Source organism: Bacillus canaveralius (assembly GCF_002860125.1).
Classification (GTDB): Bacteria; Bacillota; Bacilli; order Bacillales; family Cytobacillaceae; genus Bacillus_BJ; species Bacillus_BJ canaveralius.
Genome location: NZ_PGVA01000043.1, coordinates 57,430 through 73,631 on the forward strand (window position 1 = coordinate 57,430; position 16,202 = coordinate 73,631).

At 40.9% G+C, this 16,202-nt stretch carries 17 protein-coding genes; 13 read left to right on the forward strand and 4 right to left on the reverse strand.

Annotation, left to right across the window (positions count from 1 at the left end; all coding sequences use genetic code 11):
• Positions 1 to 199 precede the first annotated feature (199 nt).
• The 7 genes from nadE to CU635_RS16800 all read left to right on the forward strand — a co-directional run bounded on the left by nadE (position 200) and on the right by CU635_RS16800 (position 7,276).
• Positions 200 to 1,018, forward strand: a complete 819-nt coding sequence (gene nadE / locus CU635_RS16770; protein ID WP_101578532.1) for an ammonia-dependent NAD(+) synthetase — start codon at positions 200 to 202, stop codon at positions 1,016 to 1,018.
• Positions 1,019 to 1,069: 51 nt separating this feature from the next.
• The gene (locus CU635_RS16775; RefSeq protein WP_101578533.1) at positions 1,070 to 1,837 is read left to right on the forward strand and encodes a Cof-type HAD-IIB family hydrolase; all 768 of its coding nucleotides are present in this window, start codon (positions 1,070 to 1,072) and stop codon (positions 1,835 to 1,837) included.
• A gap of 46 nt (positions 1,838 to 1,883) precedes the next feature.
• Entirely contained in the window at positions 1,884 to 2,879 is a 996-nt protein-coding gene (locus CU635_RS16780) for a zinc-dependent alcohol dehydrogenase family protein (RefSeq protein ID WP_101578534.1), read from the forward strand.
• Positions 2,880 to 3,149: 270 nt separating this feature from the next.
• Positions 3,150 to 4,049: an HD-GYP domain-containing protein gene (locus CU635_RS16785; RefSeq protein ID WP_101578535.1), complete on the forward strand. Its 900-nt coding sequence runs from the start codon at positions 3,150 to 3,152 to the stop codon at positions 4,047 to 4,049.
• Positions 4,050 to 4,062: 13 nt separating this feature from the next.
• Positions 4,063 to 4,383, forward strand: a complete 321-nt coding sequence (locus CU635_RS16790; RefSeq protein WP_101578536.1) for an 8-amino-7-oxononanoate synthase — start codon at positions 4,063 to 4,065, stop codon at positions 4,381 to 4,383.
• A 139-nt stretch (positions 4,384 to 4,522) separates the two neighbouring features.
• Complete coding sequence (locus tag CU635_RS16795) at positions 4,523 to 5,818, forward strand: Zn-dependent hydrolase (RefSeq protein ID WP_101578537.1); 1,296 nt, start codon at positions 4,523 to 4,525, stop codon at positions 5,816 to 5,818.
• A gap of 126 nt (positions 5,819 to 5,944) precedes the next feature.
• Complete coding sequence (locus CU635_RS16800; RefSeq protein ID WP_101578538.1) at positions 5,945 to 7,276, forward strand: D-serine ammonia-lyase; 1,332 nt, start codon at positions 5,945 to 5,947, stop codon at positions 7,274 to 7,276.
• 85 nt (positions 7,277 to 7,361) lie between these two features.
• Here the strand turns inward: CU635_RS16800 and CU635_RS16805 are convergent, their stop codons facing one another.
• Entirely contained in the window at positions 7,362 to 7,703 is a 342-nt protein-coding gene (locus tag CU635_RS16805) for a cupin domain-containing protein (protein ID WP_101578539.1), read from the reverse strand.
• Between the two features lie 202 nt (positions 7,704 to 7,905).
• On the opposite strand from CU635_RS16805, the gene CU635_RS16810 reads away from it, so the two are divergent.
• The 3 genes from CU635_RS16810 to CU635_RS16820 all read left to right on the forward strand — a co-directional run bounded on the left by CU635_RS16810 (position 7,906) and on the right by CU635_RS16820 (position 9,959).
• Positions 7,906 to 8,355, forward strand: coding sequence for a hypothetical protein (locus CU635_RS16810; protein ID WP_101578540.1), 450 nt, complete (start codon positions 7,906 to 7,908; stop codon positions 8,353 to 8,355).
• 132 nt (positions 8,356 to 8,487) lie between these two features.
• On the forward strand, positions 8,488 to 8,781 hold the full coding sequence (locus tag CU635_RS16815) for a putative quinol monooxygenase (protein ID WP_245917501.1): 294 nt from the start codon (positions 8,488 to 8,490) through the stop codon (positions 8,779 to 8,781).
• A 56-nt stretch (positions 8,782 to 8,837) separates the two neighbouring features.
• Positions 8,838 to 9,959 (forward strand): NADH-dependent flavin oxidoreductase, encoded by a 1,122-nt coding sequence (locus CU635_RS16820; RefSeq protein ID WP_101578541.1) that lies wholly within the window; start codon positions 8,838 to 8,840, stop codon positions 9,957 to 9,959.
• A 59-nt stretch (positions 9,960 to 10,018) separates the two neighbouring features.
• On the opposite strand, the gene CU635_RS16825 is transcribed toward CU635_RS16820, so the two are convergent.
• Positions 10,019 to 11,233 (reverse strand): MFS transporter, encoded by a 1,215-nt coding sequence (locus tag CU635_RS16825; protein WP_101578542.1) that lies wholly within the window; start codon positions 11,231 to 11,233, stop codon positions 10,019 to 10,021.
• Positions 11,234 to 11,712: 479 nt separating this feature from the next.
• Between CU635_RS16825 and CU635_RS16830 the strand changes: the two genes are divergently transcribed.
• Complete coding sequence (locus CU635_RS16830; protein WP_101578543.1) at positions 11,713 to 12,918, forward strand: coiled-coil domain-containing protein; 1,206 nt, start codon at positions 11,713 to 11,715, stop codon at positions 12,916 to 12,918.
• A gap of 120 nt (positions 12,919 to 13,038) precedes the next feature.
• On the opposite strand, the gene CU635_RS16835 is transcribed toward CU635_RS16830, so the two are convergent.
• Positions 13,039 to 13,320 (reverse strand): AbrB/MazE/SpoVT family DNA-binding domain-containing protein, encoded by a 282-nt coding sequence (locus tag CU635_RS16835; protein ID WP_101578544.1) that lies wholly within the window; start codon positions 13,318 to 13,320, stop codon positions 13,039 to 13,041.
• A 788-nt stretch (positions 13,321 to 14,108) separates the two neighbouring features.
• Here CU635_RS16835 and CU635_RS16840 point away from each other — a divergent pair.
• Positions 14,109 to 14,678 carry a competence protein ComK gene (locus CU635_RS16840; protein WP_101578545.1) on the forward strand — a complete coding sequence of 190 codons (570 nt, stop codon included), beginning with the start codon at positions 14,109 to 14,111 and terminating at the stop codon, positions 14,676 to 14,678.
• Between the two features lie 44 nt (positions 14,679 to 14,722).
• Here CU635_RS16840 and trhA read toward each other — a convergent pair whose 3' ends face one another.
• Positions 14,723 to 15,370, reverse strand: a complete 648-nt coding sequence (gene trhA / locus CU635_RS16845; RefSeq protein WP_101578546.1) for a PAQR family membrane homeostasis protein TrhA — start codon at positions 15,368 to 15,370, stop codon at positions 14,723 to 14,725.
• Between the two features lie 164 nt (positions 15,371 to 15,534).
• Here trhA and CU635_RS16850 point away from each other — a divergent pair, with 164 nt between their 5' ends.
• Complete coding sequence (locus tag CU635_RS16850) at positions 15,535 to 16,113, forward strand: DUF1836 domain-containing protein (protein WP_101578547.1); 579 nt, start codon at positions 15,535 to 15,537, stop codon at positions 16,111 to 16,113.
• Positions 16,114 to 16,202: the final 89 nt, after the last annotated feature.

Sequence of the window (16,202 nt, forward strand, 5' to 3'; positions counted from 1 at the left end):
ACATTCATATGGACAGAATGCTAAAATAAGAATAACCGAATGGCCTCATTTCTAAAAAATTATCTAATATGTTTAAGATTACTCATCCAAGGCAAAGTAGAAGGGAATCAAGGGTTTCTGCGAAACAGCGATCATAGAATTACATAATATTCTGTTATTCAGTTTTAAATTTTTTGCGAAATGGAGAGGTGTTAAACTGATGAGTCTGCAAAAACAAATCATTGAGGATTTACACGTTAAACCAGAAATAAACCCAAAAGAAGAGATCAGGGAAAGAATCGATTTTTTAAAGGATTATTTAACAAAGTCGAAGGCTAAAGGGTTTGTATTAGGGATTAGTGGAGGTCAGGATTCTACGCTGGCTGGCCGGCTTGCCCAGTTGGCTGTTGAAGAATTACGAAATGAGGGCTATAATGCCCGGTTTATCGCCATTCGCCTGCCGTATGGCGTGCAGTTTGATGAAAATGATGCCCAGGTCGCATTGGATTTCATTAAAGCTGATCAGGAGTTTACGTATAACATTAAGGAAGCGGTCGATGTGGCAGAAGACGAGTACACCAACGCTGTAAAAGAGTCACTGAGCGATTTTCAAAAAGGAAATATAAAAGCAAGAATGAGAATGATCGCGCAATATGCGGCAGCGGGTGAAAAAGGGTTTCTTGTCATTGGTACGGATCATGCGGCAGAGGCTATAACCGGATTTTTTACAAAGTATGGGGACGGGGGTGCGGATATCCTGCCTTTATCAGGTTTAACGAAACGCCAGGGCAAAGCTTTATTAAAAGAGCTGGGAGCTCCCGAACGCCTTTATTTAAAAGTACCGACAGCAGATCTGCTCGATAACGTCCCCGGACAGGCTGATGAGACGGAACTTGGGATCTCATACGCGGTGATTGATGATTATCTTGAGGGAAAACCAGTTTCAGCCGAAGCTGCTGAGAAGATCGAGAAGCGTTATATGGTCTCAGAACACAAACGCAGACTTCCGGCCACAAAGTTTGATTCATGGTGGAAATAATTTTGAGATGGTATGCTAATTTTATACTGAACAGATGAAAGGAAGACTCAAATGACAGAACAGCAGGCTGAACACGATATTAAACTGATCGCCCTTGATATGGATGGAACATTATTGAATGATCAGCTAGAAATATCGATGGCAAACAGACAGGCGATTGAGGAGGCGCAACAACAGGGCATCCATGTTGTGCTCAGTACCGGACGTTCCCGGATGACGTGCCGGGAATATGCCGAATCGCTCAAACTTTCTTCTTATTTAGTCACCGTGAATGGAAGTGAAATATGGAACGAAAAAGGAGAACTGATTGAGAGAAACCGGGTCGAGCATGACCTCGTTCAATGGATGTGGGGGCTGACACAAACTCATAAAGCAAATTTTTGGGCAATCAGCAGCGATAGCGTCTGGAACAATGAAATGCCTGACGATATCAAAGCACTTGAATGGCTGAAATTTGGCTTTGATATTGAGGACGACCAAATCAGGGAAATCATCTTAAACGAATTGAAAACAAAAGGTATGTTTGAAGTGACCAATTCAAGCCCGACAAATATTGAAGTCAATCCGCTTGGCATCAATAAAGCGCGAGGAATCAAAAGTGTCTGCGACAGGCTCGACATAACAATGAAAGAGGTCATGGCCGTCGGTGACAGTTTGAATGATATTGCAATGATCAAAGAGGCAGGATTGGGGATCGCAATGGGGAATGCCCAGCCTATAGTGAAAGAAACAGCCGATTGGATCACAGCGACAAATAATGAAGACGGTGTAGCAAAAGCAATCCGAAAATGGGCAATAAGAGATAAGGTCCAAGGCTAAACGAAAATCACAGGTTTACATATATAGATCCCTGGAGGAGATTCGAATGAAAGCTCAAGTTATTCACTCATTTGGTGCACCATCAGCATTTCAATTAGAAGAACTACAAAAGCCCGAAGTGGTGCCAGGCCATGTTCTTATTCATGTGAAGGCAACAAGCGTGAATCCGATCGACACGAAGGTTCGCAGCGGGGCAGTTCCAGCCGATGCTCCTGAATTCCCGGCCGTCTTACACGGAGATGTAGCTGGTGTGGTTGCTGAAGTTGGGGACGGGGTAACGAAATTCAAGGCCGGCGATGAAGTGTACGGCTGCGCTGGCGGTTTTAAAGGACTTGGTGGAGCGCTGGCAGAATTCATGCTTGCAGATGTCCGCTTGCTCGCCCATAAGCCAAAAAATATAACAATGGAAGAAGCAGCGGCGATTCCGCTTGTTGCAATCACAGCATGGGAAGCACTGTTTAACAAAGGAAAAATCTCAGCAGGGCAGGATATTCTTATCCATGCTGCAGCCGGCGGTGTCGGACATGTAGCGATCCAACTCGCAAAATGGGCGGGTGCCAATGTTTTTACAACGGTTTCGACAATAGAGAAAGAAGAAATCGCCCAGAAGCTTGGAGCCGATACGGTCATCAATTACCGTCAGCAATCTGTTAAAGATTATGTTCAAAAATATACAAACGGAAAAGGATTTGACGTCGTCCTTGACACTGTCGGAGGCGAAAATTTGGATAGATCGTTTGAAGCAGCTGCCCCTCATGGTACCGTACTGGCGATCGCAGCCCGTTCAACGCACGACCTTTCTCCATTGCACTCAAAAGCCCTTTCTTTGCATGTTGTATTTATGTTATTGAAGATATTGGATGAAGATCACCGACATGAACACGGTGAAATTTTAAACAAGATAACTGCGATAATCGAAGAAGGAAAGCTGCGTCCTTTGTTGGATGAAACTTCTTTTTCTTTTGATGAAGCTGGCAAAGCCCATCAATATTTGGAATCAGGCAAAGCGACTGGAAAAATTGTATTGAAAAATACATGGTAATTTGGGAGAAAGGAAAGGCTGCCATTTGGTAGCCTTTTTTCTCTTGTTTATAGTTGAAAATCCGCAAAAAAAACATCAAAAAAAGTAAAATCTATAAATATAAGAATATATACCTATAAAAATTTGTGGAATTATGGAAAAATATGTACTAGAATGAGATTAAAGCTATTTTTTATGTCAAATTGTATAATCCCTAATGCAAACTCAAGGTGCTTTTCAGTACAGAGTATCTTAGCATATACATAGTCACGGCAGAAAGAGGGTTTTTGAGTGGGCATAATAAATGAAAAAAGTTTCATTGAAACGGTCCACATGAAAGGGCTGCAAATTTCCTTAATTGCTTCCGGTGATGGGACTGAAGTGATTTATCATAAGCTGGAAAACGGTACAAGATGGGGGCTTGAGCCTGCAGAGCAGTGGGAAGCATTGGAATACATATATGTACTCTCCGGCGAACTTCATTTGCTGGATCCGGAGGAAGAAACGTTTTTAAAACCGGGGGATTCCTTTTTTAAGAATCCTGTTGCAGTAACTTATTTCTTTCAGGCTAACGGTCCAACCGAATTTTTATATATTACTTCCCAGCCTATATACCACCTTTACAGTAAGGCTACGAAAGAACTGTTAGAGCTGGCTGTCTCGATTGAAGAAAAAGATGGCTATACGGTTGGGCATTGTGAACGTATTAAAAAATTATCAATGCTAGTAGGAGAAACAATCGGCTTAAAAACAAACCAGTTAAAATGCTTAAACATTGCCGCTTTTTTACATGATGTTGGAAAATTAAGGATACCACTCGACATCTTGCAGAAACCCGGGAAGTTAACTCCAGAAGAATGGAATATTATGAAAGAGCATTCTTTACATGGCAGAAAAATACTTGAGGAAATTGGCTTGCCTTTTTTAAAGGAGGCCGGAAAAATTGTCGAACAGCATCATGAAAGATACGATGGCAGCGGCTACCCGCATGGTTTAAAAGGGGATGAAATCTCGATTGAAGCAGCAATCATTGCGGTTGTCGATTCTTATGATGCGATGACTACCGAGAGAGTGTATCAAAAAGCAAGAACAAAAGAGGCAGCACTAAACGAGCTCTATCAAAACCGGGGAACTTTGTACAATCCGTACATTGTTGATACATTCCTAGAGTTACAAAAAGATGAATTTTAAAGGAGAGAAAATAATGAAAAAGTTGGGTTTTATGCTAATGGCTTTATTGGTTGGCGTTTTCATCGCGGTTCAGCCTGCAGAAGCTGCTTATTTATCCGAACATGATAAGTATGTTGAAGTATCGAATGAAGAGGCAAGGCAGCTTGCAGATCTACTTGGCTTGAAAGATATTCCGCTCGGGGAAGAGACAGCAAAACTTTCTTTTCAATATCAAGAAGAACTAATAGCGAAAATTGAGACACAATTCAACATCGAAATTGATCATTATTATATTTGGCTGACTGTTAATGGAGAACCGGTTTTAGGCATCGATCCTCCGTTTGCAATGTATTAAATAATTATTTGGCTGACTCTCTTGAGTCAGCCCTTTATATTTTCTTTCAATATAATCTATATTTATAATTTTCTATATATCTATTAGTTTTGTAAAATAAGAAGGGAATAAATTAACTTGTTGAAAGCTGGTGCTATCTATGGGAAAAGTCTTTTCAAAGCAGCGATTGCTTGCAGAATTAAACAACTGTTCTTTCTATCCAGGGATTGATCCTGAAGAGTTGGCTGGAAAATTATCAATTTTAGCCGGGATCGGCACAACTGTGGAGGGCGGCATTACACGCTTTCCTTATACTGACGAAGAAAAAAGTGCAAAAGAAATTTTTAAAAGCTGGATGGAGGAAATAGGTCTTATTGTAAGAGAAGATTCGCTTGGGAATATATTCGGCGTTCTTGAAGGAGAAGACCCTTCTTTGCCCATTGTGTTAACGGGCTCACATTTGGATAGCGTGCCAAATGGCGGAGCGTTTGACGGACCGCTCGGCTGCTTAAGCAGCCTGCTTGCCATGAAAGCAATCACGGAAACAGGAACGAAGCCAAAGAGATCGATTGAGCTCGTTGTGTTTGTCGATGAAGAAGGGGCGCGATTTGGAAACGGACTTTTTGGCAGCAGGGTGATGATGGGGGAAGTAACCGCTTCCGATTTGAAATATTTCAAGGATGATCAAGGTAATCTCCTTTACGATGAAATGAAAAAAGCTGGTTTCAATCCTGACGAGCTTGCCAGTTGTTATCGTAAGCACGAAGATATATTTGCATTTCTTGAACTTCATATTGAGCAGGGGAAACGGCTGGAGTCGGAAAACAAACAAATCGGCGTTGTACACGGAATAGCCGGGCCATCGTGGGGCTCGATCATTTTTTATGGCGAAACAGACCATGCCGGCAACACACCGATGGAATATCGGAAAGACACGGTGGCAGCTGCGGCAGAGTTTATTCTGGAAGTCGAAAAATCGCCAAGGATGTTCAGCCAAACTGCCGTTGCCACAGTCGGGAAAATAACTGTTTTTCCAAACGGATCAAATGTCATTTCCGGCAGAACAGAGCTTTCTGTTGATGTAAGGGATATTGATGAACAGGCAAGGGACAATTTGCTTGCACATCTTGAAGCAAAGGCGGACGAAATTGCAAAAAAGAGGGGACTTTCATTCGAAGTTGAAGAAGGGATTAAAATCCCACCTGTGATCGTTCCCGAGCATATACAGCAAACGATTAGGACTGCATCGGAAAATAACGGCTTATCCGTTCTTACCGTTATAAGTGGTGCCGGGCATGATGCCATGTCGCTTGGAAGATATGTGCCATCTGGAATGATTTTTGTACCGAGCCATAATGGAAAAAGTCATTCCCCTGAAGAATGGACCTCACTCCCTGATTGTGTGAATGGTGTTCAGGTATTAAAGGAATCGATCCTGTCTCTGGCGAATCAATAAAAAAACAAATCAACTTTCTTAGTCAACTGGGGAAGGGGTTTTTCCCCATCCTCTTTTTTTGTAAATTTAAAATGCAGATACAAAAAAAGTGAGCCAATAGGTGTGGGAAGATAAGGAGACGGTATAATGCGAGCTGGATTGATTGGCGGGAAAACAATTGAAGAATGGACAAATCGTGTTCCGATCCTTAAAAAGCTCATAGATGAGCGAGAAGCGTTTTGGTTGAATCCAGATTATGGTGAGAACTGGAATGTTTCCGTGACAGAGAAAGAATTGATGGAAGCTTCATCAAGGCTGAAACGGTTTGCCCCGTATATAGCCAAGGTTTTCCCCGAAACAAGAGTAACAGCGGGAGTGATTGAATCACCGCTTTTGATGATATCCAGAATGAAACGGTTGCTGGAGGACAGGTTTCAGCAAAAGATAAGCGGTGAAGTTTGGCTTAAGTGTGACAACGAACTTCCCATCTCAGGATCGATTAAAGCGCGAGGCGGAATATACGAGGTTTTAAAGCACGCGGAAAGTCTCGCATTGCAGAACGGTATGCTTCGTATGGAAGACGATTATACGGTTATCAACAGCGACAAATTTAAAAAATTCTTTTCCAACTATTCCATATCGGTCGGTTCTACCGGCAATCTTGGTTTAAGCATCGGAATCATCGCTGCTAAGCTGGGATTCAAAGTGACCGTTCATATGTCCGCCAACGCAAAAGCCTGGAAAAAAGATTTGCTCAAGAAACTGGGTGTCGGAGTCATTGAATATAACTCGGATTATTCACAGGCGGTTGCTGAGGGCAGAAAGCAAGCTGAACAAGACCCGTTTTGTCATTTTATCGATGATGAGAACTCAAGGGATCTTTTTCTTGGTTATGCTGTGGCAGCCTTGCGCCTGCAAACACAGCTAATGGCACTCGGTAAAATGATCGGGAAAGATCAACCCCTTTTTGTCTACCTTCCTTGCGGTGTTGGTGGGGGGCCGGGTGGTATCACTTTCGGTTTAAAGAGTTTATACAAGGAAAATGTTCATTGCTTCTTCGCAGAACCCGTCCAATCTCCATGCATGCTGGCGGCAATGGCTACAGGGTTACATGAAAACGTATCCGTACAGCAATTCGGTCTCGATAATGAAACAGCAGCCGACGGCTTGGCCGTTGGGAGAGCATCTGGTTTTGTAAGTCGGAATATGAAAAGCTTGTTGAGCGGTATTTTCACCATCAATGATGAATCACTGCTCCAATTAATGAAGGATTTCTGGCAAGCTGAGAAAATCTTTATCGAGGCTTCTGCGGCGGCGGGAGCACTCGGGCCCATTTCACTTTTCCGCACTGGCCTTGGACTGCAGTACTTAGAAGAGCACCAATTGCATGAAAACATGAAAAACGCCGTTCATGTTATTTGGGCAACCGGGGGTGGCATGGTCCCTGAAAGGATAAAAGCGGAATACTTGAGCGGGTAACAGCAATCAGGTGCTTAAAGAAAGGCAGCATCTTATAACAGGTGCTGCCTTTCAAATATATTACAAGTGACTAAGGGTAAACATCTTAAATATCCTGTACAAACCTTTCATCAGGAATTTTATTCAACATCACGTATAAGCAGGTTGGATCAGCTCCTGTATGTTGAAACGATAACTCCTCAGCTCCATCGGCCAGAATAACATCCTTCTCGGTTACTTCTGTCTTGACGCCATCAATGGTGATAACCCCGTTTCCCTGCAGTACCATTAAATAAACTTCAGCGCCTGGATGCTTGTGGGGCGGAAGATATTGGCCTGCCATAAAATTAAGCAAGAAAACGGTACTTTCTCCCTTGTTAAAAATGACACGCTTCGTAAAATGATTTTCATTAAATTCTTGTAAAAGGGCAGCAGATTTCTTTTCCATAATGATTTCTCCTTCATTTGTTTTCGTTTTCTCCTTAATGATAATGAATATCAATGGATAAAGTGATGATGTATATCACTTAAAGAAGATAATTTAAATTTTATTTTGATAAAGGTATTTTCCCAAAAAAACTAATACGCTCGAAAATATTTGCATAAGTATAAATATTATTGCTGGAAAACTTCAGGAGAGGGAGGATGCTATGAATTTTTGGCTTGAAGCTGGAATCGTAATCACGCAGCTGGTTGCTGTTTTTTTAAGCGCATTTTTGGGCGTGAAATCTGCGGTTTCTATTGAAAATTTTAAAAAGGATCGTCAAATAAAAGAAAAAATGCTGGAGCAAATTTATGAACCAATATGGAAGATCTTTTTTGAGGAATATATAAAAAGTAAAGGGTATAAAGGAATAACCAAGGATGATTATAAGCTGCTCAGAGAAGTAGTTGACACTAACCTGTCCTATATCGATCCTGAATTCGAGGATATGATTATCCGCAATGACCTCATTTTGGAAAGTATTGAATTATGGGGTATCAACGATGTATTGATAGACCATGACGGAGAATTATACAACTATGTAAGAACGAAGTATAACGAGCTGCGAGAAGATTTAAAGCTGCCCCACTTCAATGGGTATCGAATATTAAAATGATCTAATCTAGATAAGCAGGAAAATTGTATTTCAAGATAAGATTATTTATGATGATATCGAGCGAGGACGATGAAAGATTTGGACAGGGACAGCAAATACTATTATATGGCTATACAGCGAGGAGGAATACAGGTGATTGTTATTCATGCATTTATTACGATCGATGCAGCAAAGCGTGAAAAATTTCTTGAGATTAGTAAGCTAATCATCAAGAATTCCCAGGCGGAAGAAGGGAACATTAGCTACCAGCTGTATGAAGAGGCAGATCAGCCGAATTCATTTGTGATGCTGGAAGAGTGGAAAGATCTTGCTGCGATCCAGTTCCATGGGGAAACGGACCACTTTAAAAATTTTATGGATGAAACAAGCGAGATGCTGGTTGAACCGCTGCGCGCTGAAAGGTATGAAATAGCGAGAAAGCTTTAAGGCGTTGTATCCTCTTATTAACTGATTATCATCAAAGACAAAACATGGAGGTTAAAATGAATAAAAAATACGCACCATTATTCGAAAATTTCACTTTAAAACCGGAAGTACAATTGAAAAACAGACTTGTGATGGCACCGATGACAAATTTCTCATCCAATCCAGACGGAAGGGTAAGCGATGCGGAACTTGCCTATTATGCCCGCCGTGCAAAAGATGTAAGCATGGTGATCACCGCTTGTACATATGTTACAGAAAATGGAAAGGGATTTCATGGAGAATTCGGTGCGGACCGCGACGATTTAATACCGAGCCTGCACAGTCTTGCCTCTACGATTAAAGAACAAGGCGCAAAAGCGATATTGCAAATTTTTCACGGTGGCCGAGAATGTCCGCCGGAACTCGTTCCGAATGGCGATATCGTTAGTGCAAGTGCGGTCCCGTCAGAACGGGCAGGGGTGAAAACTCCGCGCGCATTGCGCGAGGGAGAAGTTGAGTCACTGATCCGCGACTTTGGCGAAGCAACAAGGCGGGCCATTGAAGCAGGCTACGATGGTGTCGAAATTCATGGAGCAAACGGATATATCATCCAGCAGTTCTTTTCCCCACATTCCAATCGCCGGGAAGACCGCTGGGGCGGAAGTCTTGAAAATCGTCTCAACTTCCCTCTCGCGGTAGTTGATGAAGTTCAGAAAACGGTAGCTAAATATGCGGACAAGCCATTCATAGTAGGGTATCGCTTTTCGCCTGAGGAGCCGGAAACACCTGGAATCACGATGGCAGATACATTGTTCTTAATCGACAACTTAGCTCAGAAAAATCTGGATTATCTACATGTTTCACTGCAGGATTTCAGGTCAACTCCAAAACGCGGTGTCGAGGATAGCCGTACCCGTCTGGAGATTATACAGGAACGTGTAGGTCATCTCGTCCCGGTAATCGGAGTAGGTTCTATCTATACTGTAGAAGACGCTTTTGAGGCTCTTGAAAGCGGAGTGCCGTTAATTGCATTGGGCCGTGGTTTGATTATCGAACCGGATTGGGTTGAAAAGGTTGCAAGCGGCAGGGAAGATGACATCGAAACAAAGATTGATAAAGATGCACAGGATCGCCTTGTTATACCGGATCCTCTCTGGCAGGCGATTATCAATACACCAGGCTGGTTTCCAGGAGTGTAATTTGTGAAAAAAGCACTTCTCTATTCCCATTTCAGGGATCAAGAGAAGTGCTTTTAAATTTATCCGGAGTGATTTACAGGTTCTGGATGGCGGTGCAACGCAGCTGAAAGGACAAATCCACAGATTAGCAGCAAGGTGCTTGTGATGAAAAATACTGCCGAAAAACCGAAATAACCGGAGACCATCCCGCCCATTACAGGGCCGACAACATTACCTAAAAACCTCAAGCTTGTATTGTAACCAAGAACTTCCCCTTGCATGGCGATCGGAGCTTCCTGGCGGATATAGGCAACCCTGACCGGAATGATTCCGCCGATCGAAATACCAAGTATGAAGCGGATGATCACAAGCTGCCAAAAATCAGTCACTAAGCCGCCTGGAAAATAAATAATCCCCGCGATAAACAGAAGCACGACTAAAATTTTGATATATCCGATCCTGTCCGCCAGTTCTCCCCATTTCCGCGCCATTAATAAATTGCCGAGCCCCGCCGCAGAAAAGGCAATTCCGGAATAGAAGGCCAAATTCGCATCTCCGTGCAATTCGCTGACATATAAGGATAAAATCGGCTGAATACTGAAATGGGCTATTTGTACAAGCATTGAGATAAGCAGGACGGTAAGGAGTACAGGATTCGCCAAAATATGCGTGACGACTTCTTTACTGGTATAGCTCGTTTTTGTACCCGAAGTTGATTCGATCATGAATTCCTTTGTCGCAATCACAAGGAATGCTGAAATAAAAATGGACAGGGAAGTCCACTGAAAAGTTGTAGCATACCCCAATGAATCCGCCATCAGTCCGCCAAGCAGCGGTCCAATGAGAGAGCCGGTAATGCTGCCTGTTTGCAACGTTCCAAGAACCCGCCCCGCAATATTTTTCGCTGTTTGCGTTGAAATAAATGCCTGGGACATCGAAATAAAGCCCGCAAATACCCCCATAAATAATCTTAGTATAAATAGCTGCCATACTGTATTAACAGCCCCCATTAGATAAATCGAGATTGCCATTCCGAAAGCACAAAAAATAAGAATCTTCTTACGGCCGATTTTATCACCGACCCGCCCCCAAATTGGAGAAAAGACAAAGGCGATTACAAACGTAATTCCAAATGTAAGGCCGGACCAATTTTGCACATACTGATCGGAATATTCACCTAAGGTTTCTATATATAGCGATATAAAGGGCAATACCATCGTCATACTGCCGGAAATGAATACATTAGCAAACCACATGATCACTAAGTTCCGTTTCGCTATATCTTGTTGATTCATGTAAAGTACACTTCTTTCCTAAAACATTTCGTTTTCCTAAATATTATAATACCGAAATTTTTTGAAAAATTGAAGCTTTAAGTGCAAGTTTCACTTTTTCGCCATTTATTTTCTTCATAGCCGCAATCATTAAACGCCTCGGCTAGTAGAAAAGAACGAGTTTAAGATTTTGATAGAAAAAGACGTTTAGTGTTACTTTTGAAATATAAATGTAATATTCTCATAACATATTTGACAAAATATGATGATATACTACTATTTGTAGCAAATGAAGGTTTAATTTAGATTATTTTCCAGATAAATGTCATAGGTACATATAACGATGCACGCTTCTTTGAAACACATACTTTTTACCGGAAAACAAATATGCCAAACCGGCTAAAAACAACGGTAATTTTTATCGATGCTTGGAAACATCTCCATGGATAGTTAGAGAGGCTTTTAATGGTTTGGATTAAGGGAAAGCAGGGGACGAAAAGATGAAAAAGAGGCTATTGGTTTTAAACACGACAGTAATGATTGGCTTAGGAAGTACATTTGCGATACCGAATGCAAATGCAGAATCAATTAACAGCTTGCAAAACCAACGAACAGAAATTAAAGCGAGCATATCGCAGGCGGAGCAAGCTTTAGCAGCGGCACAGGTGGAGATAGCCAATTTAAATGAACAAATTAAGCGAATCGACCAGGCTATCGAGGATAATAATCACATGATTGTGAAAACAGAAGCGGATATTATTGCTGCACAAGCGGAAATTCAAAAGCTGGAAGAAGAGATAGCCATTTTGCAGGAGCGCATCGCCAAGCGTAACGAAGTATTAAAAGACCGTGCTCTTTCCTTCCAGGAAAGCGGTGGGAATGTTGGCTATATAGAAGTTTTACTTGGTTCCTCAAGCTTTAGTGATTTTGTTGATCGCGTTGATGCTGTATCGAAGATAGTTGAAGCAGACCAGACACTTCTGGAACAGCATGATCTTGATAAAAAAGATCTTGAAACAAAACAGGGCACAGTACAAACGAAACTGACCGATCTTAACAACCAGAAAATCGAGCTTGAAGGAATGAAAGCACAAATCCTCGAGCAAAAACAAGAAAACGATCGTCTTAAAGCAGAAGTAGAACAGAAGGAAAAGGACAATGCTGCAACACTTGCTGATCTCCAATCACAAGACAGTCAGATCGCTTCAAGGATAACCGCCATTCAGCAGGCCATTGAGCAAGAACAGCGTGCGGCCGCAGCAGCTGTCCAAAAAAATGCTGTTGCTGCCAGCTTTCCCGCCAGTGAACGGAAAGCAAGCGGAAGCATCAATGATGTCATTACAGCAGGCTACAAATATATCGGCAATTCTGCTTATCGTTTTGGGGGCGGAAGAAACGCATCAGATATTGCAAATGGATACTTTGACTGTTCAGGTTTTGTTCACTGGGCGTTCGCTCAGGCTGGTATAAGGGTCGGAGCCAGCACAGATCAACTTAAAAACGCAGGAACTCAAATTCCAACAAGCCAAATGCAACCGGGAGATCTGGTATTCTTTAATACATATAAAACAGATGGGCATGTAGGCATTTACATTGGCGGCGGCAAGTTCATCGGCTCTCAAGACAGCACGGGTGTAGCAATTGCCGATATGTCTAGCGGCTATTGGCAAGGACACTTCAACGGACGTGTCGTCCGCGTTCAATAATGTAACGAACAAGAGGCTTAGCGTAAAGTCATCCAACTTTATGCTAAGCCTCTTTTATTATGTAGTAGCGGCAACATGTAATCATTTATCTCCGAAATTTGTTAGTATGCGAAGCAGCTGTTATTCGATATTAAGCATTTCCTTTAAATCGTTTAATAGCTGTTCTGCTGCAGCCGGACTTAAAACGATCTTTCCATCTGCAAGTCTAAAATTCTGGTCTGATACTTCACCTGTGATAAGACAAGCTTTATATGGGCTATATTTCTTCAGAACAATTTTTTCATTGTCCACAAAGATCTCGAGCGGATCTCTTTCCTGGATTTCAAAAGTATTGCGTAATTCTTTTGGAATCACTATCCTTCCAAGTTCGTCTACTTTTCGTACAATGCCGGTTGACTTCATTCTTATCAAGCTCCTTTGTTTACATTTTTAGGAATCTTTCCTGTGTGTCAAGCATAGCGCTTTTCAATAAATCTATCAACATATAATTACCATTTTATAGAACAAAAGTACTCTTTTAGGACAAAAGGTGAACAACATACAAACTAGGCTAATATAACTAATCGTGTTTGGAAAAACAAATATGAATACTTTCTGAATATTTAATTTTAAGATTAAAATTAAAAAAAAATTGGAATGCTTGCAGCTTAAAATTTGGAAACCCGTTGTAAAAAAAGTAAATATCATTTACATCAAATTTTAACCAGATTATTGCAAACAAAGGATTGAAAAAGATATTAGAAATAAAGAAGCGGATTTTACATTGCTCATTCGTTGCTGTAGGGAATAAGTGCAATTTGTAAACGACATTGAAATATTATACTGCTATAGGACAAAGGCGGTCAATGTAAGGAAAACTAGAAAACCGCTGTCAGCAGGATACTAAATAAATTTGTTATATAAATAACGAAAAAGTATTTTACAACAACGAAAGATTTTATTTATAATAGATTTTGAGGTGGTAATTAATTGGAAATGTAAATATAGTAACAGAATCTTGTCTTTTGTGTTTGAACGGGCAATCTTAGTGCTTATTACTAGCATGAATACTTACTAAACTTCTCTGTTTACTTTCTTTTTACTCAGAATTCGCATTAGTATCAAGCTCAGTTGGAGTATATAAACTCAGCTGCTAATGATCTTTACTGTTTTGCTGAGCGATTAATTAAGGAAGGAGAGCATCAGAATCAATGGACATAGTAAGGAAATATTTAGTGAACCGCAATACTTCTGCCGTTTTACCGGACTACGACCGCCAAGGGAGGCTTTGGTCCCAGGTTATCGAAGGGAAAAAGAATTTTCTTGTTAAAGTCCCGCCGCGAAAATTATTGAACGAGTGTTTAGAATACTATGGTGATAGTATGATAGGGGCAGTAAGAGGTACACGAGCGATTCTCGGAAATATCAGAATGGCGCCGATTAAGATTCACGCTGATGTAGAGCTTTACTGGTTTCCGACACTGTCTCCCCGAAAAAACAGTTGTATCTGGCTTACTCCTGCACACATTATTGACTTTATCTACATCAGCGAAAATCGTACGGAAGTGGTTTTAACAGAAGGAAACACGGTGACGATCGATATGACAATACGGCGGCTAATAAAGAAAAGGCAAGTGACTTATACACTGAAAAGCCAGGTCGAAGAAAGAAAAAATCGAAATGGTTTTTACTCGATTGAACAAGGTGATGGGATTCAGCTCATAAAGGATCCGAAAGGTGTAAACTATATACGCCGCGGGAAAAAAATAATAAAAAATTAAGAGCAGCAAGCTTTCACTGCTGCTCTTTGAATATCATGAAAGGCCTAAATAACAAACATATACACGCACAAGAAATGGGCGAGGCTGCCAAGCAGGATGAATATGTGGAAGATTTCGTGAAAGCCCATATATTTAAATTCTAAAAATTTTGGTTTGATCGCATAAATAACCCCGCCAATTGTATAAAGAATTCCCCCAAACAATAAAAGAAACAGACCAGTTGCGTTTAACGCGGAAGAGAGCGGGGCAGCAGCAACAACGATGATCCAGCCCATCGCGATATACAATGCAGTTGATAACCATCTCGGACAATTAAACCAAATCATTTTAAAAGCAATTCCGCATATCGCGATAACAGACACAATGGAAAACATAATCCAACCAGTTATTCCATTTAAACTAATCAAGCAAAAAGGAGTATATGATCCGGCAATCAAAACAAAAATCATTGAATGATCGAAACGTCTTAACAGTGCGATTACTTTATCCTTGGCAATGACCATGTGATATGTCGCTGAAGCAGAATACAGAAGGATCAGACTAATTCCGAAAATCATTACGGCAGCTATTGCAAGTATAGAACCGCTGGATAGTGAAGCTTTGATAACCATTGCAAGCAATGCGGCAAATGACAGAATAGCTCCGCCTAAATGGGTAAGCCCATTAATCGGTTCGCGAATATGAGACAACATTTAAATACTCCCCCAATTCAAATATGTAGTTTTCGATACTACATATAATAATATACATATCACAATAGATAGTCAAGATTTACGTGAGAGGATAAATAAGCTAAAATACATAAGAAGCTTTACAGCGTTCAGTATACTAAAAAAAATAAAACAGAGGTTTTATAATGGACAATCTAAATCGTCTGATTGAAAAAATCAGTCTGGAAAATCAAATAGGCCTGGAGGATATTCCATCAATAGACTTATACATGGACCAGGTGATTCAACTATTTGAAAATAAATTCGCCGGATCTAAAAGGAATGAAAACGAGAAAGTTTTAACCAAGACAATGATAAACAACTATGCTAAAGGAAAGTTGTTTATCCCGATTAAGAATAAAAAATATTCTAAACAACACCTCATTTTAATTAGCTTGATTTATCAATTAAAAGGTGGTTTATCCATCAATGATATTAAAGCAACTCTTGATGGTATTAACGAAAAAATCATCGATGGAGACATTGATTTAGAGCGCTTCTATAACAGCTATCTCTCCCTTTCCCGCCGAAATATTGAAAGCTTCAAAGAGGATTTAAAACACCGGGCTTCAGAAACAATGGAAGAAGTAGCAAAGCTGGAAGACAAGCAGCCTGCACAGTTAGAGAAAATCTTATTGGTCGCTTCACTAGTGAATATAAGCCAATTATATCGAAGGGCAGCAGAAAAACTTGTTGATGAAATTATCGCTGAACGAGAAAGCTGAACTTTCTAAGCAGAGCCATCGCTGTATGTATGAGTAAAATGTTTGTAGGAGAAGAATTTCCCTTCTCATCCAGATAATGGCGTAGCCGT